This window comes from Candidatus Palauibacter sp., assembly GCF_965197445.1.
GTDB lineage: Bacteria > Gemmatimonadota > Gemmatimonadetes > Palauibacterales > Palauibacteraceae > Palauibacter.
In genome coordinates this window covers 1,701,770-1,722,863 of the sequence record NZ_CBDANE010000005.1, presented here as the reverse complement: position 1 = coordinate 1,722,863, position 21,094 = coordinate 1,701,770, and the positions used below count along the sequence as shown (strand labels likewise).

Annotated in this window: 19 protein-coding genes; 4 read left to right on the top strand and 15 right to left on the bottom strand. The window is 67.2% G+C overall.

Translation table 11 applies throughout. The features are described from left to right. Nucleotides 1–28: 28 nt before the first annotated feature. The 6 genes from rimI to radC all read right to left on the bottom strand — a co-directional run bounded on the left by rimI (nt 29) and on the right by radC (nt 6,694). Entirely contained in the window at nt 29–502 is a 474-nt protein-coding gene (gene rimI, locus ACN9M6_RS14930) for a ribosomal protein S18-alanine N-acetyltransferase (RefSeq protein WP_419163672.1), read from the bottom strand. After that, a complete protein-coding gene (gene tsaB / locus ACN9M6_RS14925) occupies nt 486–1,169 on the bottom strand; it encodes a tRNA (adenosine(37)-N6)-threonylcarbamoyltransferase complex dimerization subunit type 1 TsaB (protein WP_419163671.1) in 684 nt (227 codons plus the stop codon). The genes rimI and tsaB overlap by 17 nt, the downstream gene beginning before the upstream one ends. Further along, on the bottom strand, nt 1,163–1,648 hold the full coding sequence (tsaE, locus tag ACN9M6_RS14920) for a tRNA (adenosine(37)-N6)-threonylcarbamoyltransferase complex ATPase subunit type 1 TsaE (RefSeq protein WP_419163670.1): 486 nt from the start codon (nt 1,646–1,648) through the stop codon (nt 1,163–1,165). The genes tsaB and tsaE overlap by 7 nt, the downstream gene beginning before the upstream one ends. Then, nucleotides 1,645–3,681 carry an excinuclease ABC subunit UvrB gene (uvrB, locus tag ACN9M6_RS14915; protein ID WP_419163669.1) on the bottom strand — a complete coding sequence of 679 codons (2,037 nt, stop codon included), beginning with the start codon at nt 3,679–3,681 and terminating at the stop codon, nt 1,645–1,647. The genes tsaE and uvrB overlap by 4 nt, the downstream gene beginning before the upstream one ends. Nucleotides 3,682–3,686: 5 nt before the next feature. Next, a complete protein-coding gene (locus tag ACN9M6_RS14910) occupies nt 3,687–5,909 on the bottom strand; it encodes a RelA/SpoT family protein (RefSeq protein ID WP_419163668.1) in 2,223 nt (740 codons plus the stop codon). Between the two features lie 101 nt (nt 5,910–6,010). Beyond that, nucleotides 6,011–6,694 carry a RadC family protein gene (gene radC, locus ACN9M6_RS14905; RefSeq protein WP_419163667.1) on the bottom strand — a complete coding sequence of 228 codons (684 nt, stop codon included), beginning with the start codon at nt 6,692–6,694 and terminating at the stop codon, nt 6,011–6,013. A gap of 153 nt (nt 6,695–6,847) precedes the next feature. Between radC and ACN9M6_RS14900 the strand changes: the two genes are divergently transcribed. Together ACN9M6_RS14900 and ACN9M6_RS14895 are read left to right on the top strand one after the other, a co-directional pair. Beyond that, nucleotides 6,848–7,633 (top strand): DUF6263 family protein, encoded by a 786-nt coding sequence (locus ACN9M6_RS14900; RefSeq protein WP_419163666.1) that lies wholly within the window; start codon nt 6,848–6,850, stop codon nt 7,631–7,633. Nucleotides 7,634–7,681: 48 nt separating this feature from the next. Then, a complete protein-coding gene (locus tag ACN9M6_RS14895) occupies nt 7,682–8,443 on the top strand; it encodes a DUF6263 family protein (RefSeq protein ID WP_419163665.1) in 762 nt (253 codons plus the stop codon). On the opposite strand, the gene ACN9M6_RS14890 is transcribed toward ACN9M6_RS14895, so the two are convergent. The 9 genes from ACN9M6_RS14890 to ACN9M6_RS14850 form a co-directional block, all read right to left on the bottom strand. After that, nucleotides 8,418–10,316 (bottom strand): CocE/NonD family hydrolase, encoded by a 1,899-nt coding sequence (locus ACN9M6_RS14890; protein WP_419163664.1) that lies wholly within the window; start codon nt 10,314–10,316, stop codon nt 8,418–8,420. The genes ACN9M6_RS14895 and ACN9M6_RS14890 overlap by 26 nt on opposite strands. Continuing rightward, nucleotides 10,310–12,049, bottom strand: coding sequence for a gamma-glutamyltransferase (gene ggt, locus ACN9M6_RS14885; RefSeq protein ID WP_419163663.1), 1,740 nt, complete (start codon nt 12,047–12,049; stop codon nt 10,310–10,312). The genes ACN9M6_RS14890 and ggt (ACN9M6_RS14885) overlap by 7 nt, the downstream gene beginning before the upstream one ends. A gap of 83 nt (nt 12,050–12,132) precedes the next feature. Further along, complete coding sequence (gene ggt, locus ACN9M6_RS14880; protein WP_419163662.1) at nt 12,133–13,872, bottom strand: gamma-glutamyltransferase; 1,740 nt, start codon at nt 13,870–13,872, stop codon at nt 12,133–12,135. A gap of 119 nt (nt 13,873–13,991) precedes the next feature. Beyond that, nucleotides 13,992–14,252 carry a type II toxin-antitoxin system RelE family toxin gene (locus ACN9M6_RS14875; RefSeq protein WP_419163661.1) on the bottom strand — a complete coding sequence of 87 codons (261 nt, stop codon included), beginning with the start codon at nt 14,250–14,252 and terminating at the stop codon, nt 13,992–13,994. Continuing rightward, a complete protein-coding gene (locus ACN9M6_RS14870; RefSeq protein WP_419163660.1) occupies nt 14,239–14,463 on the bottom strand; it encodes a hypothetical protein in 225 nt (74 codons plus the stop codon). The genes ACN9M6_RS14875 and ACN9M6_RS14870 overlap by 14 nt, the downstream gene beginning before the upstream one ends. A gap of 76 nt (nt 14,464–14,539) precedes the next feature. Beyond that, nucleotides 14,540–16,279 carry a gamma-glutamyltransferase gene (ggt, locus tag ACN9M6_RS14865; protein ID WP_419163659.1) on the bottom strand — a complete coding sequence of 580 codons (1,740 nt, stop codon included), beginning with the start codon at nt 16,277–16,279 and terminating at the stop codon, nt 14,540–14,542. Between the two features lie 73 nt (nt 16,280–16,352). Then, complete coding sequence (locus tag ACN9M6_RS14860; RefSeq protein ID WP_419163658.1) at nt 16,353–16,634, bottom strand: DUF3006 domain-containing protein; 282 nt, start codon at nt 16,632–16,634, stop codon at nt 16,353–16,355. Then, the gene (locus ACN9M6_RS14855) at nt 16,631–17,803 is read right to left on the bottom strand and encodes a lamin tail domain-containing protein (protein WP_419163657.1); all 1,173 of its coding nucleotides are present in this window, start codon (nt 17,801–17,803) and stop codon (nt 16,631–16,633) included. The genes ACN9M6_RS14860 and ACN9M6_RS14855 overlap by 4 nt, the downstream gene beginning before the upstream one ends. Before the next feature lie 1,252 nt (nt 17,804–19,055). Continuing rightward, a complete protein-coding gene (locus ACN9M6_RS14850) occupies nt 19,056–20,243 on the bottom strand; it encodes an ATP-binding protein (protein ID WP_419163656.1) in 1,188 nt (395 codons plus the stop codon). Between the two features lie 197 nt (nt 20,244–20,440). Between ACN9M6_RS14850 and ACN9M6_RS14845 the strand changes: the two genes are divergently transcribed. Together ACN9M6_RS14845 and ACN9M6_RS14840 are read left to right on the top strand one after the other, a co-directional pair. Next, complete coding sequence (locus tag ACN9M6_RS14845) at nt 20,441–20,761, top strand: type II toxin-antitoxin system RelE/ParE family toxin (protein ID WP_419163655.1); 321 nt, start codon at nt 20,441–20,443, stop codon at nt 20,759–20,761. Beyond that, a complete protein-coding gene (locus tag ACN9M6_RS14840) occupies nt 20,754–21,065 on the top strand; it encodes a helix-turn-helix domain-containing protein (protein ID WP_419163654.1) in 312 nt (103 codons plus the stop codon). Before ACN9M6_RS14845 ends, ACN9M6_RS14840 begins: the two co-directional genes overlap by 8 nt. The last annotated feature ends 29 nt before the right edge of the window (nt 21,066–21,094 follow it).

Genomic DNA, 21,094 nt, shown 5'->3' with positions numbered 1-21,094 from the left:
TAACTTCCCTGAACATTACGATAGAGGGTCAACGGATCAGCAACCGGCGCATGATGAGCGCGTCCTCGGTCGGGCCCGCGTAGTACCTCGGGCGACGTCCGACGACGTCGAAGCCGTGGCCCCGATAGAGACTCTGCGCGCTCCGGTTCCCTTCGCGCACGTCGAGAATAATCTGGCGCGCGCCACGCAACCTCGCCTCGGAAAGAACCGCTTCCACGAGCCGAGTGCCGATGCCGCGGCGCCGTGCCGCCGACGCGACCGCCAGATCGCCCAGTTCCCCTGCTCTGCCGGCGAACCACACCGCGGCGTATCCGACGACACGCTCGTTTTCGTCCAGCGCCGACAGGAGACAGGCGTTGGGGCGACGGAGGAGGTTCCTGAACGTCTGTTCGGACCACGGCGCCGCGAAGCAGGCCTCTTCGATCGTCGTAACCTCCGGAAGGTCGGCTTTGACTAGCGGCCGGATCCGGAGGGCCGAAGGGGAGCTACCGGGATCCGCCACGCCGCTCGGCCTCACGTTCGGCCCCGGAGCTCCGGACGTAGCGGGGCTCCCAGAGTTCGATGTCGGCGACCCGCCCATCGGGGAGCCGCTCGGCCAGCCAAAGCAGAGCCGCGGCGCGCGGCACGCCGAGGAAGGGCGGGAGAACCGTGCCGCCGCGGGCCTCGATGCGCGCACGCTGCCTCGTCGCTCCCTCGCCGGCGAAGCGCCAGGCCGCCGGGTCATCGAGACCGTCGATCCACGCATCGACGCTGCACGCCCTCGGCCCGACGACCGGATCGTCCAGGCCCCCCGCCGCGTAGGCCGCCCCGTAGACTTCCCCCCGCCGGGCGTCGAACAAGGCACAGACCCGGTCGCCTCCGGCGGAGGCTGCAACGGCCCGAAGGCTGGAGTAGGCGTACAGCGGCAGATCCCGCGCGTGACACCAGCCCTTCGCCAGGGCCCCCGCGATCCGCACGCCGGTGAAGGAGCCGGGACCCGCGCCCACCACGACCCGCTCGATTTCATCAGCATCGATGCGCGCCCGGGACAGCAGCCGTGCGACCTCGTCGAGGACGGTCTCCGAGTGCATGGCGCGAACCGCGAGCGCGCATTCCGCGATCAACTCGTCGCCGCGGCCGAGGGCGACGCTCCCCAGCGGCGTACTCGTCTCCAGCGCGAGGGTCAGCACGATGGCGCCTCCGGAGCCGCGCTGTAGACAGCCGGGTCGGGGATGGGAGGAGCGCAGCCCCGGACACACGCCCTCACGCGCCGCAGGGCACCGCCCCCCGCAAACTCGAATCGGATCTCCCAACGGTCGGGCGGGAGTTCATCACCCGCCCGCTCCGCCCACTCCACGAAGACCGCGCCCGGACGGGCTTCGAGTTCCTCCCAGCCCAGCCCGGGGAGTTCGGACGCGTCGCGAATCCGGTACAGATCCGCGTGCGCGACCGGGCCCCGATCTCCGGTGTACCAGTGCACGAGCGTGTACGTCGGGCTCGTCACCGCTTCGGACACTCCCGCCCCCGCGCACGCCGCCTGCGTAAGCCGTGTCTTCCCGGCCCCCAGCGGGCCGCTGAGCGCGACGAATACCGCCTCGCGGGCGGCCACCTCGCCGAGCGACCGGCCCCAGCGGACGAGCCCGGCCTCGTCGAGGAGCACCGCCGTCACGCCGGATCCGCCGCGGCGGCCGGCTGTCCGGCCGGTCGCGACCGCTTCTTTCCGCCGATCCGGGCGCGGATCTCGAACAACTCGTCTCTGAGACGCGCCGCAGTCTCGAACTCGAGTGCGGCGGCCGCCGCACGCATGTCCTTCTCGATCACCTCGGCCAGTTCCTCCGCCGACAACTCCTGATGAGAGCCCCCCCGCTCGAACACCGCCGGCTGCGCCTCGCGCACATCGGCGACCGCGGTGGAAAACCGGATCTCCCTCACCGACTTGACGATCGAGCGGGGTTCGATTCCGTGCTCGAGGTTGTACGCCGCCTGTACCTCCCGCCGCCGTCCGGTCTCGTCGATCGCCCGGCGCATCGAGTCCGTCACGCGGTCGGCATAGAGGATGGCCTTGCCCGCGACGTTGCGGGCCGCCCGCCCGATCGTCTGCACAAGCGAGCGATCCGACCGCAGGAACCCCTCCTTGTCCGCGTCGAGGATCGCTACGAGCGAGACCTCCGGGAGATCGAGACCTTCCCGCAGCAGATTGATCCCGACCAGGACATCGAAGGTCCCGAGCCTCAGGTCTCGCAGGATCTTCACACGATCGATCACGGCGATGTCGGAATGCATGTAGCGCACCCGCACCCCTCGCATGGCCAGAAACTCCGACAGGTCTTCCGCCATCCGCTTCGTGAGCGTGGTCACGAGTACGCGCTCGCGCCGTTCGGTCCGGCGGCGGATCTCACCCAGCAGGTCGTCCACCTGTCCACGTACCGGTCGCACCTCCACCTCGGGATCGAGCAGACCCGTTGGCCGGATCAGCTGTTCGACCACGACGCCGTCACTCCGCCGAAGCTCGTACTCGCCCGGTGTCGCGCTCACGAAGATCGTGCTGGGGACGAGTTCCTCCCATTCCACAAACGAGAGCGGCCGGTTGTCGAGCGCCGATGGGAGCCGGAAGCCGAAATCGACCAGCGTCAGCTTTCGGCTGCGGTCCCCCTGGTACATCGCACCGATCTGCGGAATCGACACGTGGGATTCGTCCACGACCACGATATAGTCGTCGGGGAAATAGTCGAGAAGACAGAACGGCCGCTCACCCGGCGCCCGGCCGTCCAGATGCCGGCTATAGTTCTCGATGCCGGGACAGAATCCGACCTCGGTCAGCAACTCCAGGTCGAAGCGCGTCCGCTGCTCCAGACGCTGCGCCTCCAGAAGCCTGCCCTCCTGCCGGAGATGTAGCAGTCGCTCCTCCAGTTCCACATAGATGGCGTGACGGGCCTCCTCCAGTCGGTGCCCGAGCGTGGCATAGTGCGTGGCCGGGAAGATCGACGTCTCGGGCAATCGGGTAATCGTGGCGCCGGTCATGGGGTCGATCTTCGAGATGCGCTCGATCACGTCGCCCCACATTTCAATGCGCACGCCCTGTTCCTCGTACGCGGGCAGTATTTCGATCACATCGCCCCGTACGCGGAAGGTGCCCCGTACGAAATCGAGGTCGTTGCGCGAATACTGGACCTGAACGAGCGCCGACAGGATCTCGCGGCGCGTGATCTCCTGCCCTTCGCTCAGGGTGAGCATCAATTCCCGATAGCCCCTCGGATCGCCCAGTCCGTAGATCGCGGAGACGGACGCGACAACAATCACATCGCGTCGCTCCATAAGCGCCGAGGTCGCGCGGAGCCGCAGTCGGTCGATGTCCTCGTTTATGGAGGCATCTTTCTCTATGAATGTGTCAGTCGCGGGGACATAGGCCTCGGGCTGATAATAGTCGTAATATGAGATGAAATATTCGACGGCGTTGCGGGGAAAGAACTGTCGCAACTCCCCATACAGCTGCGCGGCGAGCGTTTTGTTGTGGCTCATGACGAGTGTGGGTCGGTTGACCTCGGCGACCATCGCCGCCAGGGTCACCGTCTTGCCGCTGCCGGTCACGCCGAGCAGCGTCTGCCACTTGTCGCCGCGCCGCACTCCGTCGGCAAGCTCACGGATCGCCGTGGGCTGGTCGCCCATCGGCTTGAACGGGAGATGGAGATCGAAACTGGGCATATCGTCTATTCGAGCGTCAGGCCGCTCTCGCCGAAGGATTCCTTGCGCTCGACCGACAGCACGCCTTTCACCCCCTGCACCTGACGCACGACTTTCTGCAGGTGGCTGAGGTTCTCGACTTCGACGACGAACTGTCCGCGCATCCCGCCTTCGATTCCCTTGATATCCGCCGACTGAATATTTGTGCCGGTATCGCTGACGGCGCGCGCGATGTCCGCGAACAAACCGTGACGGTCCGTGCCTTCCATGACGATCCTCACGAGGAACCGGCGGGTGCCGTGCGTCTGCCACTCGATCTCGACGCGGCGCTCGGGAGCGTTCGACAGGTTGAGGACGTTCGGACAGTCCTGTCTGTGGATCGAAACGCCCCGCCCCCGGGTGATGTACCCGATCACATGGTCACCGGGCACGGGCTGGCAGCACTGCGAGTAGCGGACCATCAGGTTGTCCATCCCCTGGATCCGGATCCCCTTCCCGCCGTCGCCCCAGACCTTGTCCACGAGTTTGTGGAGGGGACTCGGAGTCCTCTCCGGCATCTCGGGTATCACCTCGGGCAGGATGGTCCGCATCACTCGAGTGAGCCCGATGTCCCCGCGTCCGGTGGCCGCGTACAGGGCGTCGGCATTGTCGTAACCGAGCGTCTCGCAGGCGGTACGGAGCGCGGACTCGTCGACTTTGCCCCGGCGGCGGCGCTTCCACTCGCGCTGAACGATTTCCTTGCCCAGCTGGCAGGCGGAATCGTGCTCCTCATCTCGGATCCACTGCCGGATCTCGTGTCGGGCCTTGCTGCTGCGCACGAAACTCAGCCAGTCGCGGCTTGGCGTCTGCGACTCCGAGGTGAGGATCTGAACGGTGTCGCCGTTGCGAAGCGGCCGGCTGAGCGGGGCGATACGCTCGTTCACCTTCGCCCCGCCGCAGCGGAGCCCGACCTCCGTATGGACCGCGAACGCGAAGTCGATCGGTGTCGCGCCCTTCGGCAGCTGCTTTACGTCGCCGGCCGGCGTGAAGACGAAAATCTCGTCCTGGAACAGGTCGATGCGGAGGAACTCCATGAACTCCTCCGGCTCGCGCGTCTCCTGTTGCCATTCCAGTACCTGCCGGAACCACGCGAGTTCGTCATCGACCTCGTCTCCCGACCGGCCCTCCTTGTAGCGCCAGTGGGCGGCGATCCCGTATTCGGACCGGCGGTGCATCTCGTCGGTACGGATCTGGATCTCGTACAGGGCGCCGCCGGGGCCGAAGATCGTCGTGTGCAGACTCTGGTACATGTTCGACTTCGGCGTGGCGATGAAGTCGTGGAAGCGCTCGGTGAGCGGCGTCCACTTGTTGTGCACGATCCCGAGCGCGTGGTAGCAGTCGCGGACGGACTTCACGATCAGGCGCATGGCCAGGGTGTCGTAGACCTCGTCGTACGGCTTGTCGCGCTTGACCATCTTGCCGTAGATGGACCACAGGTGCTTGGGACGGCCCGTCACCTTGCACGCGATGCCGACGGCGTCCAGCTCGGCCCGCAGCGGCTCCTCCATGCGCCGGATAAGCTCCTCGCGCTCCCGCCGGGTGGCGTTGACTTCGCTCACGAGCTGCCGGTACGCCTCGGGCTCCAGGAACTTGAACGCGAGGTCCTCGAGCTCCCACTTCAGCCGCGCGACCCCGAGACGGTGGGCGAGGGGCGCGTAGATCTCGCGCGTCTCCAGGGCGATCCGCTTGCGCGCGCCGGCCGGCATGTGCTCGAGCGTCCGCATGTTGTGGAGGCGGTCCGCGAGTTTGACCATGATCACGCGCGCGTCGCGTGCCATGGAGAGGAGGAGCTTGCGGTAGGTCTCGACCTGCCGCTCGGCCATCGAGCCGAGCGCGAACAGCGAGATCTTGGTGAGACCGTCCACGATCACGGCGATCTCGTCGCCGAATTCTGTCCGGATCTCGTCTACGGTGGTGTCCGTGTCCTCGACGACATCGTGAAGCAGCGAGGCGGCGAGGCTCACGGTGTCGAGCCGGATCTCGATGAGGATCTTGGCGACCTCGACGCAGTGGCGGATGTAGTCCTCGCCGGAGCGGCGCTTCTGCCCCTCGTGTTTCTCGAGACTGTACTGGAACGCGAGCGCGAGGAGGTCGAGGTCGAGCCGCTCCTCGTAGCCCTCGATCGCCTTCATGAAGTCTTTGGGCAACAGCGAGCGCGGACCCGCTCCCGGCGCGGCCCGGCCGGCTGCCTGTTTGACGCTGGTCTCCACGCTGCGCGCTCCGATCGTGCGACATCACCGGCGGTTCAAACCCGGACAACCCCTTAAGGTAGCAGCAGAGAGTCGTTTCGGCGCGGTTGAGCCGCAGCCGCTCAGCAGACGCCGCGTTCGCGCAGGCTGACGTATCCGCGGTCTCCGAGGATGATGTGGTCGCGGACGGGGATGCCCAGCAGTCGTCCGCTCTCGACGAGTTGGCAGGTAACGGCGATGTCTTCGGGCGAGGGCTCGGGGTCGCCGCTCGGGTGGTTGTGCGCGAGGATCACCGAGGCGGAGGCCGCCGCGATCGCCGGCGCGAAGACCTCCCGCGGATGGACGAGGGAGCTGTTCAGAAGCCCCACGGTCAGGCGTCGCTCGAGTAGAACCTGGCTCTGCGTATCAAGGTAGATGACCCAGAACTCCTCCTGCCGGCGGTCACGCAGCAGAGGACCGAGACGACCGAACACGTCGGCCGGGCTGCGGATGCGAGCGCTCGCGCGGGCGGGCTCCGCGGCCAGACGCCGGCCCAGCGCCAGCGAGGCGGCGACCGCGGCTGACCGGGCGGGACCGATCCCCGCGGTCTTCTCCAGTTCGGTCGGCTCCGCCCTTCCCATCTCCCGCAGCGAGCCGGCGAAGGCCGCCAGCAGCCCGCCCGCCACGTCGACCGCCGAGCGCCCGGTGGCGCCGGCCCCGAGCACGACGGCCAGGAGCTCGGTCGTCGAGAGCGCGTCGGCGCTGAAGCGGTGCAGCCGCTCCCGTGGACGTTCGCTGGCCGGGAGTTCCAGAATTTTCGGAGGCATGCGTAAGGTATCCCGACGTGTATGAATGCCGTCTCAATTGATGGGTAACACGAGGCGTATCGCCCGCTCGAGGTGGCATGCCCGTGGTTCGACATGCAGGTTGCGGGCGCCCGACCGCCGACGCCCCGGAGTTCCGTAGTTCTGGAGAAACCGATGAAGTCAGGAATTCGCAGTGCAGCCGCCTTCGCGACGCTCGCCCTCACCGCCGCTCTCCCGCTGAGCGGGCAGGCGACGCTCCTCCGCATCGTCCCGCCCGAGGGCCAGGTATCCCGCTACGCCTTCTCCATGGAGTCGAGGGTGGAGAGCCCGATGATGCCCTCCAGTGATCCCCTATTGACGCTTCGAGCGCATGAGACGCAAACGATCCTGAGCGTAGCGGGCGAAGTGATTCGGATGCGGACGACGATGGACTCCGTCGCGATGACGGCGGCCATGCCGGGGGCCGACATGATGCCGGATCTTTCCGGCACAACCTACACGGCGGAGATGGACACCCGCGGTCGAATGCTGGGTCTCGTCGACGGCGAAGAGTTGCCGGATGATATCGAGATGATGATGGAAGGGATGCTGGAGAACTCGGATTATTTCCTGTTGCCCGAGAACGAAGTCGGCCCGGGCGATTCGTGGACGGGGATCGCGTCGGTGGGTCTGCCCATGGGGGACGCATCGATGGCCGCCGAAACGGAACTCACACATACGTTCGTCAGCCTGGATGGCAACCTCGCGACGATTTCGTTCGAGGGATCGGTGGAGATGAATCTCGACATGGGAGGAATGGCCATGGAGGCGACGGGAGATCTGACGGGTGAAAGCGTCATCGACCTGGCGGAGGGCCGATACGTGAGCCAGGAGACGCGCATGAACCTCGACATGGTCGCAGCCGGGATGGCGATGGCCTCGGAGACGACCACGACCATGGCGCTTGTTCCCGATCCCTAGACGTGCAATCACGAGATGACCGAAAGATCCGGACATGAAGGAGATGCAATGAGAGCGACAACCCGAAGCGCGACCGTGGCCGCCCTCACGCTGGTCTTTGCGGCACCGCTCCTTGGGCAGGCGACCCTGCTTCGCGTGGCGCCGGCCGAAGGTTCGGTCTCGCAGTACGTCATCGAGTCGGAAACGTCCATGGCCGGAGCGGTGATGTCGACAACGCAGATCTACCGGACGGAGACGATCGCGAGCGCTGCCGGCGACGTCATCGAGATCCAGGCGGTGATCGATTCGTCTACGGCGACCGCGGCCATACCCGGGGCGGCGACGCCGGATTTGTCGGGAATGAGTTACACGTTCGGGATGGATGTGCGCGGGCGAGCGAGAGGATTGACGGATGTCGGGACGCTGTCGCCCGAAGCGGAGACCGCGATGAGGGTGATGCTGGCCGCGAGCTTCTTCGAGTTGCCCGAAGGCGAGGCAAGCCCGGGTGACTCCTGGTCGGGGCAGGCGACGACCGAGATGCCGACCGCCATGGGCGGCACGATGACCATGGAAACGGACATCACCTACACACTGGTGGGTCTCGAGGGGGATCTTGCGGAGATATCGCTCGAGGGTACCGTCACGATGTCGGGAAACGCCGGCGGCATGATGATCGACGGGACGGGCGGGGTCAGCGGGACCGCGATCTTCGATCCCGACAGAAGCCGCCTCCAGAGCCACGACAGTGTCATGGACGTGGACATCAACGCGGGCGGCATGGCGACGACGATGCAGACGAGCACCGCTATCCGGCTCTTGAGGGCAGGATGATCCTGGAGGGGTAGGCGGCGCGGCGCTGCACGGTCCACTCAGGGACCGCACCGTCGCGCGGATAGCGCAGGAACGTGTCGGCGTCCGCGCCCGCGAGCGCGACCCGGATCCGATGTCCGGCCCGGATCAGGACCGAAGTCGTCCACAGGTCAAGGCTCAGTTCCGTGACTTCTCCCGGCACCAGTGGAAGGGCCTCGGCACGTGACTCGCTGCGGTGCGGCCCGTACTTGCGGTACAGCGGCCGATCCTCCGTGACCGCGCGCATGACGCCGCGCAGTTGTCCCTCGGTGATGTACCTGACCGTTCCGTCCGGAGCGACGTCCTCGAGATAGACGATGAAAGCGCCATCTGTCTCGGTAGAAGCCAGCTGCAGCGTCACCACAGGGTGCCCGGTGATCTCCAGGTCGGTGGCCAGAGGGGCGCTGGTATAGGTCAACAGCTTCTCGTCCTCGACCCGCCGATCGCCGTACACGACATCGCCGCCTCCGCCGTTCGTGTACCAGCGGTTCCGGGTTCCCGTCGTCGCCGTGAAGTCGACGGCATAGCGGTCGTCTCCCGCTTCCGTGGCGGGTGCTTCGGTCGAGAGGGTGCCTTCCTCGTGGAAGTACCATGTCACGTCGTCAAAGCCCGCGGGAGGCCACTGCTCCGTCCGCGTCCATCTGTCGGCGCCCAGCGTGTAGTAGTGGATCTCGGTGGGCGTCTCGCCCGATCCACCCTCCTTGAGGTGAGCATCGAAGAACGCCACCAGTTCCACGAACTGCGCGTTCTCATCGGGGGCGACGGGGGTATCGTCCGCCTTGAAGGGGTCGGTGTCGTTGCGGGCCCCGTGGTCCCACGGGCCGATGAAGACCTGCTGCGGGTTGGAGATCGTGTTGTAGCGGCCGAGGGTGCCGTTCACCGTCGCAGCGTCCTGCCAGCCAACGCGGATGAACATGGCCACCCCGGAGGCCTCGATCTGGGGAAGGTGGCCGGAGGGGCTGCGGCGGTGGCCGACGTTCGTCTCGCCGTAGCGCCCGAACGGATCGTCCCTGAACTCGTACTCCAGCGCGGCCTCGAAGGGCACCGTATTCGCCTGATGGTCGGCCACCGCGGCCGCTAGCAGCGAACCGTCATGATCGGCGTCGACCGGCTTCACACCGGTGACGCGGCGTGTGACCTCGTCGCAGGCGGGCCCGGTCGCGTCGGAGAGTCCGCAGATGTCGTTGAGGTCCTGCATGCGGGTGCGGTCCGACCAGCTCTCGAGGAAGCCGACCGTGAGCACCCCGCCGGGAAAGATGAGGTGGCCGAAGTTGTCGAAGTCGTTGAAGAGCGGCGCGATGGCCTTCACGGCGGGACTTCCGTTCACGGCCAGCATCTCCGCCGTGTTCCCGGCGTAGGAGACGCCATAGGCGCCCACGCGCCCGTTGGACCACGGCTGTTCGGCGATCCAGTCCGCGACCTCCCCATAGTCCCGCACCTCGTCCTCGGCCAGTTCGAAACGGCGGATCCCGAACGAAGCCCCGCTCCCCCGCCCGTCCACGAGGACGAGCGCGTACCCGGCCCGGTTCCAGCGCTCCGCCTCGGCGAAGTTCGACGTCTCTTCGAGGGGAACACCGACCTCGTCCCGGGCCCGCCAGTAGCGGGTCGCCCGCATCATCGTCGGCAGGCGATCCCCCGGCTGGATGCCGTCCGGCAGCCACACGTCGACGGCGATGCGTACGCCGTCTCGCATCGGGACGTGGAGCGCCTGGTTCCGGGTCGGTTCGCTCACCGGGCGCGCGTTCGACGCGTCATCCCCGGACGCGGGCTCTCCGCTCCCACAGGCCAGGCACGCCAGACCGGTGCCAGCGGCCAGCCACGGCGTCTTGAGGCGGCCCCGCCGACGCTTCACCACGCGATAGCGTGACCGTCGCGGCGCGGGTCCGAGCCGCCGGCGAGGGCACCCGTCTCGGCATCGCGGTACACGCCCTGCACGCCGCCCGGGTTGCCGGGCTCGACCAGGTAGTGGCCGCGATCCGCCAGCTCCCCGTACACCTCGGGCGGGAACCCCGCCTCCAGATACGAGACCGAGTCCTCCGGAATCGGAGTCAGACCCCCGCCCCGGTTGATGCACATGCGCGGCGAGGCGATCGCGAGCTGCATGTCCATCCCGCCGACCGTGAGCTTGGTGATCACCTGCCCCACCGTCTGCGGGATCGTGTAGCCTCCCGCGGCGCCGACGGCTGCGACGAGGTTGCCGTCCTTCATGACGACGCACGGCGTCATCACGCCCTTCGCCTTCTGGCCGCCCTCGAGATGGTTGACGTGGCCTTCCTCGAGTACGAAGCCGAACATGTGGCCGTTGTTCAGGAAGATTCCGGTGTCGCCCGCGACCACGCCGCTGCCGTACACGGCGACCAGCGACTGCGTGAAGGCGACCGCGTTCCCCCAGCGGTCCGCGGAGGAGAGGCTGGTCGTCCCGTAGAACGGGAGCGGGGCCCCGGAGAAGGACGCGACGCGAGTGGGGTCGATCCTCTCCCGCTGCTCGTCCGCGTACGCCTTCGAGATGATCCGGTCGACCGGGATCTCCACATCTTCCTTCCCGGTGTTGTACATGTCGTCGTCCATCAGGGCGAGCTTGTAGGCCTCGAGCCAGAGGTGGGCAAACTCGGACCCGTACAGGTCCATGTTCGGGAGGTCGAAGCCGTCCATGATGTTGAGCGCCTGGAACATCGACATCCCGCACGAGCCCGGCGGCATGGCATAGAGATCGTGCCCCTGGAAGGTCGTTGTAATCGGCTCTCTCCACTCGACTTCGTAGCCTTCGAGATCGGCCTTCGTCATGTGGCCGCCATTCTCGGCCAGGAAAGCGACGGTCCGGTCGGCGATCTCACCCTTGTAAAAGTCGTCCGCGCCCTCGCGTGCGAGGCGGCGCATGCTCGCGGCGAGTTCAGGCTGCTTGATGATCTCGCCCATGCGCGGGGGACGCCCGTTCGGGAACAGGATCCGCGTGCTCGACGGGAAATTGCCGAGCTTGTCCGCGCTCCCGGCGGTGTGGATCTGGTCGAACTTCGAGATGACGAAGCCGTCCTCGGCGAGCTGCATCGCGGGCTCGAATACGTCGCCCAGACTCATCGTGCCGTAGCGCTCGAGGGCTGCGGCCCAGCCCTTGAAGGCTCCCGGTACGATCGGCGCCTTGTAGCCCATGTCGAAGTCGCCGAGCGTCATGTTGTCGGGGGAGGAGGCCGCGGGTGCTCGCCCGAGGGCGTCGAGTCCGACAACGCGGTTCTCCTCGGCCAGATAGATGAGCATGAAGCCGCCGAAGCCACCGATGCCCGACATGTAGGGCTCGGAGACGTTCAGCGTGGCGGCCGCGGCCACGATCGCGTCGATCGCGTTGCCGCCTCGCATCATGATCGTGGTGCCGGCCAGCGATGCGTAGTAGTCCGCGGCGGCGGTCACGCCACGCCCGCCCCACACGGTCCCGTGCGCGGGGCCCAGCAGGCCCGGGACATTCGAGCTTCCGGCAGGCCCCCATTGGCCGATCCCGTCGGGTGGCGCCGCAGCGGTCTCTGGGGCACGGCAGCCGATGAGGCTGGACCCGGCGGCGGCCGCGGCGGAGGTGGCGAGGAAGTCTCGGCGTCTCATGGGACGGCTCCTGAGCAGGGGGGTTCGCAGGACCCTGATCCTAGACCCGGAGTTGCCCGCCGCTCAAGACCCCTGTTTCCGTCTCACCACGCGATGGCGTGACCATCCCGGCGCGGGTCCGATCCCCCGGCGAGCGCGCCTGTCTCCGCGTCGCGGTACACGCCCTGTACGCCGCCCGGGTTGCCGGGCTCGGCCAGATAGTGGCCCCGGTCTGCCAGTTCCTCGTACACCTCGGGCGGGAACCCGGCCTCGAGATAGGTGACGGAATCCTCCGGAATCGGCGTTCGGCCGCCCCCGCGGTTGAGGCACATGCGCGGCGAGGCGATCGCAAGCTGCACGTCCATGCCGCCCACGGTGAGCTTGGTGATCACCTGCCCCACCGTCTGCGGGATCGTGTAGCCGCCCGCCGCGCCGATCGCGGCGACGAGGTTGCCATCCTTCATGACCACGCACGGCGTCATCACGCCCTTCGCCTTCTGGCCGCCCTCGAGATGATTGACGTGGCCCTCCTCGAGCACGAAGCCGAACGTATGGCCGTTGTTGAGGAAGATCCCGGTGTCGCCCGCGATCACGCCGCTGCCGTAGCCGCTCACGAGCGACTGGGTGAACGCGACCGCATTCCCCCAGCGGTCTGCGGAGGAGAGACTGGTCGTCCCGAAGAACGGGAGCGGGGCCCCGGCGAAGGAGGCGATGCGGGTGGGATCGATCTTGGCTCGCTGCTCGTCCGCGTACGCCTTGGAGATGATCATGTCGACCGGGATATCGGCGTCTTCCTTCCCCGTGTTGTACCGGTCGTCGTCGATCAGGGAGAGCCTGTACGCCTCGAGCCACAGGTGGGCGAACTCGGACCCGTACAGGTCCATGTTCGCGAGGTCGAAGCCGTCCATGATGTTGAGCGCCTGGAACATCGACATCCCGCACGAACCCGGCGGCATCGCGTACAGGTCGTGCCCCTGGAAAGTCGTCGTGATCGGTTCCTTCCATGTCACGTCGAACGACTCGAGGTCGGCCTTCGTCATGTGGCCACCGTTTTCCTGCAGGAAGCTGACGACGCGGTCCCCGAGTTCGCCCTTGTAGAAGTCGTCCGCGCCCTGCCGCGCGAGGTGGCGCATGCTCGCGGCCAGGTCGGGCTGCTTGATGATCTCGCCCATGCGCGGGGGACGTCCGTTCGGGAATAACACGCGCGTCGTCGAAGGGAAACGGCCGAGCTTCTCGGCGGCGTCGCCGTTCGTATGGATCTCGTCGAAGCGCGACACGACGAAACCGTCCTCGGCGAGCCGGATCGCGGGCTCGAACACATCCCCCAGGCTCATGGTGCCGTAGCGTTCGAGCGCGGCAGCCCAGCCCTTGAAGGCTCCGGGAACGATGGGAGCCTTGTACCCCGCCGCGAAGTCGTCGAGGGTCATATTGTCGGGCGACGAAGCCGCGGGGGAGCGGCCGAGCGCGTCCAGCCCGACCACGCGGTTCTCCTCGGCCAGATAGATGAGCATGAAGCCGCCGAAGCCGCCGATTCCGGACATGTACGGCTCGGAGACGTTCAGCATGGCCGCTGCGGCCACGATGGCGTCGACCGCGTTGCCCCCCTGCATCATGATCGTCGTGCCCGCGAGGGACGCGTAGTAGTCGGCGGCGGCCGTCACGCCCCGAGCGCCCCACACGGCCCGGTGCGCGGGCCCGAGCAGGCCGGGGACGTTCGAGTCGCCGACGGGCCCCCATTGCCCTCCTGCGGTGGCCGCTCCCACGGTCTCTGGAGGACGGCAGCCGATGAGGCTGGACCCGGCGGCGGCGGCGGCGGAGGTGGCGAAGAAGTCTCGGCGTCTCATGGGGCGGCTCCTGGGCAGGGGGATCGCAGACCTTGATCCTAGACCCGGAGTTGCCCGCCGCTCAAGGCCCGCTACCACGGGCTGCCAGGGAAGCAGAGGCGCGGGACGGTCCGCCGGGGCTATCGGTACACGTCTCTGCGGTGCCCGACCTTCAGAACGATCATGATCAGCGCGGCTTCCGCCACGCTGTAGAGAATCCGATACCTTCCCGCTCGGACGCGGAACACATCTTCATAACCCGTGAGCTTTCTGGTCCCCGTGGGGAACGGGTCGTCCGCCAAGGCGGACATCTTGCGCGCTATGCGTTTCTGATCTGCTCGCGGCAGCTTGCGAAGCTGTTTCTCGGCGGTTCGAGAGATCTCGACGTCATAGCGCGCCATCGAGCTTGAGTTCCCTGAGTACGTCGGCCAGCGGCCGGGTGGGTTCGTGACGGATCTTCTTCAGGTCCTCAATGTCCTCGAGTTCCTCAAGGCGATCCAGGAGCGCTTCCTGAACGAAGTGATTCATGGCCAGACCCCGAGGCCGGCAGAAAGCTTCCACTGCGTTCTTCACCGCAGCATCCACACGGACGTTTATCTGCACTCTTTCCATGACATTTCCTCGGCCCGGGAACGGATGGCCCGGCCGATGCTATCATCTGCTATCATGTGTGGCAATGATACGCCTCTTACCAGGCGATGGCGTGCCCGTCGCGTCGCGGATCGGACCCGCCGGCGAGGGCGCCCGTCTCGGCATCCCGGTACACACCCTGCACGCCGCCCAGGTTGCCGGGCTCGGCCAGATAGTGGCCCCGTTCCGCCAGTTCCTCGTACACCTCGGGCGGGAATCCCGCCTCCAGGTAGGTGACGGAGTCCTCCGGGATCGGCGTCCGGCCGCCGCCCCGGTTGACGCACATGCGCGGCGAGGCGATCGCGAGCTGCATGTCCATGCCCGCCACCGCGAGCTTCGTGATCACCTGCCCCACCGTCTGCGGGATCGTGTAGCCGCCCTGCGCCCCCACCGCCGCGAACAGGTCCCCGTCCTTCATCATGATGCACGGCGTCATCACGCCCTTGGCCCGCTTTCCGCCCTCGAGGTGGTTCACGTGACCCTCCTCCAGCACGAAGCCGAACATGTGGCCGTTGTTGAGGAAGATCCCCGTGTCGCCCGCGATCACGCCGCTCCCGTACCCGTTGACGAGCGACTGCGTGAAGGCGACCGCGTTCCCCCACCGGTCCGCCGTGGAGAGGCTCGTCGTCCCGAAGAACGGGAGCGGGGCTCCGGAGAAGGAGGCGACGCGGGCGGGATCGATCTTCGCCCGCTGCTCGTCCGCGTATTCCCTGGAGATGATCATGTCGACCGGGATCTCCACGTCTTCCTTCCCGGTGTTGTACCGGTCGTCGTCCGCGAGAGCCAGCTTCATCGCCTCGAGCCACAGGTGCACGAACTCCGACCCGTACAGGTCCATGTTCGCGAGGTCGAAGCCGTCCATGATGTTGAGCGCCTGGAACATCGACATCCCGCACGAACCCGGCGGCATCGCGAACAGGTCGTGCCCCTGGAAGGTCGTCGTGATCGGCTCCCTCCACTCGACCTCGTAGCCTTCGAGATCGGCCTTCGTCATGTGGCCGCCGTTCTCGGCCAGGAAAGCGACGATCCGGTCGGCGAGTTCGCCCTTGTAAAGATCGTCCGCGCCCTCCCGGGCGAGGTGGCGCATGCTCGCGGCGAGGTCGGGCTGCTTGATGATCTCGCCCATGCGCGGTGGACGCCCGTTCGGGAAGAACACACGCGTGGTCGACGGGAAGCGGCTCAGTTTGTCCGCGCTCGACTGCGTGTACCTCTCGTCGAACTTCGAGATCACGAAACCGTCCTCGGCGAGCTGGATGGCGGGTTCGAAGACGTCGCCCAGGCTCATCGTGCCGTAGCGCTCGAGCGCGGCGGCCCAGCCCTTGAAGGCTCCGGGCACGATCGGGGCCTTGTAGCCCATCGCGAAGTCGTCCAGCGTCATCGTGGCGGGAGATGACGCCGCGGGGGAGCGGCCGAGCGCGTCCAGCCCGACGACGCGGTTCTCCTCGGCCAGGTAGATGAGCATGTAGCCGCCGAAGCCGCCGATCCCGGACATGTAGGGGTCGGACACGTTGAGGGTGGCGCACGCGGCGACCAGGGCGTCGATGGCGTTCCCGCCCCGCATCATGGTCATCGTGCCGGCGAGGGACGCGTAGTAGTCGGAGCAGGCCGTCACGCCCGTCCGGCCCCATACGGTCCCGTGCGCGGGCCCGGCCAGGCCGGGGACGTGCGCGTAGTCGCCGGAACCCCACTGCCCGGAAGTGACGGGCGGGGCGGCGGACGTCTCGGGGGGACGGCAGGCGATGAGGCTCGAACCGGCGGCGGCCGCGGCGGAGGCGGCGAGGAAGTCTCGGCGTTTCATCGGACGACTCCTGGGCAGGGGGGATCGCAGACCTTGATCCTAGACCCGGAGTCACCCGCCGTTCAAGGCGCTCCTACAGCTGGATGTCGCCGCCCGGATCGCGCCGTCTCAGGCGCGCGAGCACGTCTTCTGCGTTCCTGAGCCGGGCGCGGCGCGCCTCCTCGTCGAGCACGGCCGCCGTCCAGTCGGGTCGGCCATCTCTCTCGGGCACCCGCAGTACGGCTCCTTCACGACTCCCGGCGGGCAGCTCGCCGATGGGCACATCCTCCGCGTGCTCGTCCTCGTCGCGCACCGCCACGGCGACCGACCCCTCCACGCGGTCGACAACCCAGAGGCGTTCCGCCGGGGCGTTCAATAGTTGAAGACGACGACGGCCGCCCCCCCGCTGTCGTAGAGCGTCGCGGTGTCGCCGCCGTTATTCCACACCGCTTGCCTCCGACCCATGTAGTACCGCGTACCGTCCGCCTGTCCAGAGCCGGTGTGGACGACGAGTCGGCCGCCGGCCGCCAGCCGCGCGTCCGGCGGAAACGTGAAGCAGTGGTTCGCCCGGTCGCAGAGCGTCCAGCCGCCGATCACCAAGTCCTCGGACTCGAGATTCTCGATCACCGCGTACTCGCCGTTCGGGTTCCGATGATCGTTTCCGGGCGCATCGGCGTGCACCCGGATCCGGATGCCGACCCCTCCGGGCGCTGCACGCCCCGCTCCCAGCCTCGCGTTGGGGTCGGGCCGTGCGTGCCCTCCACCGGCTGCCGCGGCTGCCGCGCTACCTCGAAGCGCGACCTGTCCACCGTGAAACACCTCGAAGTCTCCGGTCTCGCGGCCCTCCACCAACACATGGCCGTGCTGGTCCGTCCGGAAGACGGTCGCGCCCGACGCGCCATAGGCTTGCAGGGCCGCCGGCCGGGGGTGGCCGTAGGAGTTCCGGCCCACGGAGATCACCACGAGCCGGGGCTTCGCCGCGTCCAGGAATTCCCACGTGAAGCCGTTGTCGCTCCCGTGGTGGGGGGCCTTGAGCAGAGTCGCCTCACTAACGACGCCGCGGCTCACGAGATGCGTGAGCTGCCGCACTTCCGAATCCCCGCTCAGGAACGCCGTGAAGCGCCCGTAGCGCACAACCAGGCTGACCGAGCGGTCATTGTGTTCCGTAGTCCCGCGCGGGAGCAGGGGCAGCACCTCGATCTCCACGTCCCCGAGCGTGAGCGTGCGCGGCGAAGCTTCCAGGTAGGTGATCTCCGGCCTCGAGTCGAGCGCCGCCAGCAGCCGATCATAGGTCGCCGTCGTGTGCGGTTGGCTGTTGTCCATGTAGAAGCGGACCGGAAACGACTGGATCACGCCGACCATGCCGCCGATGTGATCCGCGTGGGGGTGCGTTGCGACGAGCAGGTCGACCTGCGTCACCCCGAACCGGCGGAGCGCCGGAACGATTTCGCCCCGGCCCGCGTCGACGAGCCCGACTTGGCCGCCGGGCGCCTGGATCAAGACGGCGTCGCCCTGCCCCACGTCGAGGAACGTGATCCGAAGCACGGAGTCCGCTCCAGAAGGAAGCAGGGACGGAACCGCAGCCAGGACACCCGTTTCGTCGAGAGCGCCGCCTTCCCGAGCGTCGGCAGGTGTCGGCAAGGCGGTGACGAACACGGTGGCCGCCAGCCACCCAGCCGCCAGTCCGCGCGCCCACCCGCATGGCCGTCGCCGGCGACTCACTCCGTACACCCTGCAAGACTGCGGTAACGGGCCAACGCTCTTTCCCTCATGTCTCCCCGGAGGTGCCTTGAGACGATCCTGAACGCCCCCTCCAGACCTCAGGCACGCTTCACATGCACGATCATCTCTCCCGGCCTGTCAATGGGTCTACGGACCGGATCCTTGAATCCGTTTGATAGTTTCACCAGTTCGCGAAGTCCCGACCGGTCGGAGATCACGACGGGAGCGCAGCACTCGATCGCCCTGCCCATCATGAGCAGCGCCAACCGCGCCGAATCGGTGCGCACCAAAACGCAATGCCAACGCCGTCGCCACCAATACCAACCCTGTCAACACCGTGGCTACCGTCGTATCCGACGCACCAGCAAGGCGCACCAAGCTCTCTACCCTCCCACATAGACGTATCCGCAATCCTGGAGCAGATCGATCCCTGAAGTGACCCCGGCCCATGTAGTATCGCGTGCTGTCCGCTGCCCCGGAGCCGGTGTGGACGACGAGCCGGCCGCCCGCCGCCAGTACCGTTCCCGGTGGAAACGTGAAGCAGTGGTTCGCCCGGTCGCACGGTGTCCAGCCACCCACTGCGGTCGTCGGATGTCAGGCTCTCGATCACGGCGTACTCGCCGTTCGGGTTGCGGTGATCGTTGCCGGGTGCGTCGCGTGGACCCGGAGCCGGATGCCGGCACCCCCGAGACTGGGGAGGAGACGCCGGCTGCTACCGCGGCGGGGACCTCGGCCCCGCGCCGGGGGAGGTAGGAACAAGAGGTGTGTAAGAACCCGGGACTCTGCCCGGAGATCGGACTCCGCAGGGTCGGCGAGTCCGATAATAGGGTTTGATGCGTTCGAGACCAACGCACCGCCCGAACCGGCGTCACCACGAGCCTACCGGCGGCGGGGCGTGATTTCGCCACGGCCGCGACCATCGTTGTACTGGTGGCTGCACCCGCAGGCGGTCTACGCGGTGAGTGATATGGACGATTACGTTACGAAATCGTCCACGACATGGACGTTTTTGTCGCGAAATCGTCCAAGTGCAAGAAAAGAGACGAGGCTGCTCGGTGCGCCGGAGCCGGGCTCCCTATCCGATGGCGTACTTCAGCCCTTGTCGCGGGTGCAGGCGCACGAGGAAGTCCTCGACCGGGAGGCACAGGATGTCCCGCAGAGCAAGCCGATCCGGACCCCTGTACAGGAGCACGCGGCGCGCCTCGGGGTACTCGTCGCCGAATGCCGCCAGGCCTCGCAGGTCCTCGGGCCGTACCCGGCCGGCGTTCTTGACCTCGAACGCCCATATCCCCCCCGTCCCGTAGAGTACGAAGTCGACCTCGGTCCCGGAGCGCGTGCGCCAGTAGTACAGGCTCGCATCGCTTCCCGAATACGCCAGCCACGCTCGAAGGTGCTGCGCGACGAGCCCCTCCAGCGCGGCCCCCCCGATCTCCGCGGGCCGGTCGAGCGGGCCCGCCGGACGCAGGCTCCTGAAGACGCCGCAGTCGAAGTAGAAGAACCTGGGGTGCGCCACGAGGCGGCGCTTGGCGCGCCGCGTGAACACGGGCAGGCGGAAGGCGAGCAGGAGGTCCTCGAGCAACTCCAGGTAGCCGGCGACCGTGGTCCGGCTCGTCTCGCACTCGCGGGCGACGGCGCTGACGTTGAGCGTCGTACCGTGGGAGAAGGCCGCCGCTTCCAGGAAGCGCGAGAAGCTGCCGACGTTGCGGGCCAGGCCCTCGGCGCGCACTTCCTGCTCCACGTAGAGCGCTGCGTAGGCGGCGAGCGCCGACTCCGGATCATCCGAGGAGACCACGGCGGGAACCGTCCCGAGCCTCAGGCATGGTTCGAGATCGAAGCGGCGTCCCGCTGCGCCAGCCGCCCCCCCTGCCATTTCCCCGGCCATGAAGGGATGCATGGAGCGCATCGCAGCGCGGCCCGCGAGAAGGTTGACTCCGCCGCGCCTGAGCTTGCGGGCGCTGGAGCCCGTGAGGACGAACCGGTGCCCTCCCCCGGATTCCATGAGGTCGTGAACGACGTTCAGGAGTTCGGGGACGCGCTGGACTTCGTCGACGACCACATCGCCTCCGGGCGGGGCGCCATGCACCAGTTCGCGCAGGCGTTCCGGGCGGGCGGCCAGCCTGCGGTACTCCTCCGGTTTCAGCAGGTCCACCACCAGTGCATCCGGTAGCGCCGAGGCCAGCCAGGTGGTCTTGCCCGTCCCGCGCGGGCCGAGGAGGAAGAAGCTGCCCCGCGGAAGAGCGAGGAATCGCGGCAATGTCGTCATAATGGGCGTCAAAATGATATCTGTATCGTTATTTTGTCAATCGACCCGCACGACCGAAGGTAGATGATGGCCCGATGATGGAACGTATTACTGCTTGATGGCGAAGTCGGCTTCCAGATGTCGGATCGTTCTCCGGCAGCATACGGAGAGCAGCGGCGGCATCTCTTGATGTGTACTCATACCACGTATAGTTTGGTATGCTCTTCGTCGAGACAACGACGTTTACGCGACACCTGTCGGCGCATCTCGATGACGCGGGCTACGCCGAGCTTCAGGAGTTTCTGAGTGCGCGTCCCGATGCCGGCAAGGTCGTTCGCGGGACCGGCGGCCTTCGGAAGATTCGCTGGCGGTCGAAGGGGAGCGGCAAGCGGGGCGGTATCCGCGTGATCTATTACCGGTGTTTTCGTGAAGACCGGATATACCTGCTCACTTTGTACGCCAAGGGTGTCAGGAACGACCTGACTCTGGCCGAAAAGACGGCTTGGAGGAAGGTGGTGGAGGAGATCGAACATGGCTGAACGGGATATCGCGGCCGAGGTCCTGGAGGGCCTGCGGGAGGTCCGGGATCACCGTGCGGGCAAGCTCACGCTCCGTACGACGCGGGTGCCGCGGCCGCTGCCCCGGCTTTCGCCCGAGACGATCCGGGGGATCCGGGATGAACTCAACGTATCGAGAGGAGTGTTCGCCGGCCTGCTTCGCGTCCCGGTGCGGACGCTTGAGGGCTGGGAGCAAGGCAGGTCCTCCCCCCCTCACGCCGCCGCGGCTCTGATGCTGATGGCGCGCAAGTACCCGGACACCGTCGACCGGCTGGCGACGCTGTAACGTAGGCGGGGGGCGGGGACCCGCCGTTT

Excerpts from the sequence above, each read along its gene's own strand:
- ACN9M6_RS14850 (WP_419163656.1), bottom strand. The coding sequence starts at position 20,243 with ATGACGACATTGCCGCGATTCCTCGCTCTTCCGCGGGGCAGCTTCTTC.
- ACN9M6_RS14840 (WP_419163654.1), top strand. The coding sequence starts at position 20,754 with ATGGCTGAACGGGATATCGCGGCCGAGGTCCTGGAGGGCCTGCGGGAG.
- ACN9M6_RS14845 (WP_419163655.1), top strand. The coding sequence starts at position 20,441 with ATGCTCTTCGTCGAGACAACGACGTTTACGCGACACCTGTCGGCGCAT.
- ACN9M6_RS14900 (WP_419163666.1), top strand. The coding sequence starts at position 6,848 with ATGAAGTCAGGAATTCGCAGTGCAGCCGCCTTCGCGACGCTCGCCCTC.
- ACN9M6_RS14870 (WP_419163660.1), bottom strand. The coding sequence starts at position 14,463 with ATGGAAAGAGTGCAGATAAACGTCCGTGTGGATGCTGCGGTGAAGAAC.
- uvrB (WP_419163669.1), bottom strand. The coding sequence starts at position 3,681 with ATGCCCAGTTTCGATCTCCATCTCCCGTTCAAGCCGATGGGCGACCAG.
- ACN9M6_RS14895 (WP_419163665.1), top strand. The coding sequence starts at position 7,682 with ATGAGAGCGACAACCCGAAGCGCGACCGTGGCCGCCCTCACGCTGGTC.
- ggt (WP_419163659.1), bottom strand. The coding sequence starts at position 16,279 with ATGAAACGCCGAGACTTCCTCGCCGCCTCCGCCGCGGCCGCCGCCGGT.
- ACN9M6_RS14875 (WP_419163661.1), bottom strand. The coding sequence starts at position 14,252 with ATGGCGCGCTATGACGTCGAGATCTCTCGAACCGCCGAGAAACAGCTT.
- ggt (WP_419163662.1), bottom strand. The coding sequence starts at position 13,872 with ATGAGACGCCGAGACTTCTTCGCCACCTCCGCCGCCGCCGCCGCCGGG.
- ggt (WP_419163663.1), bottom strand. The coding sequence starts at position 12,049 with ATGAGACGCCGAGACTTCCTCGCCACCTCCGCCGCGGCCGCCGCCGGG.
- radC (WP_419163667.1), bottom strand. The coding sequence starts at position 6,694 with ATGCCTCCGAAAATTCTGGAACTCCCGGCCAGCGAACGTCCACGGGAG.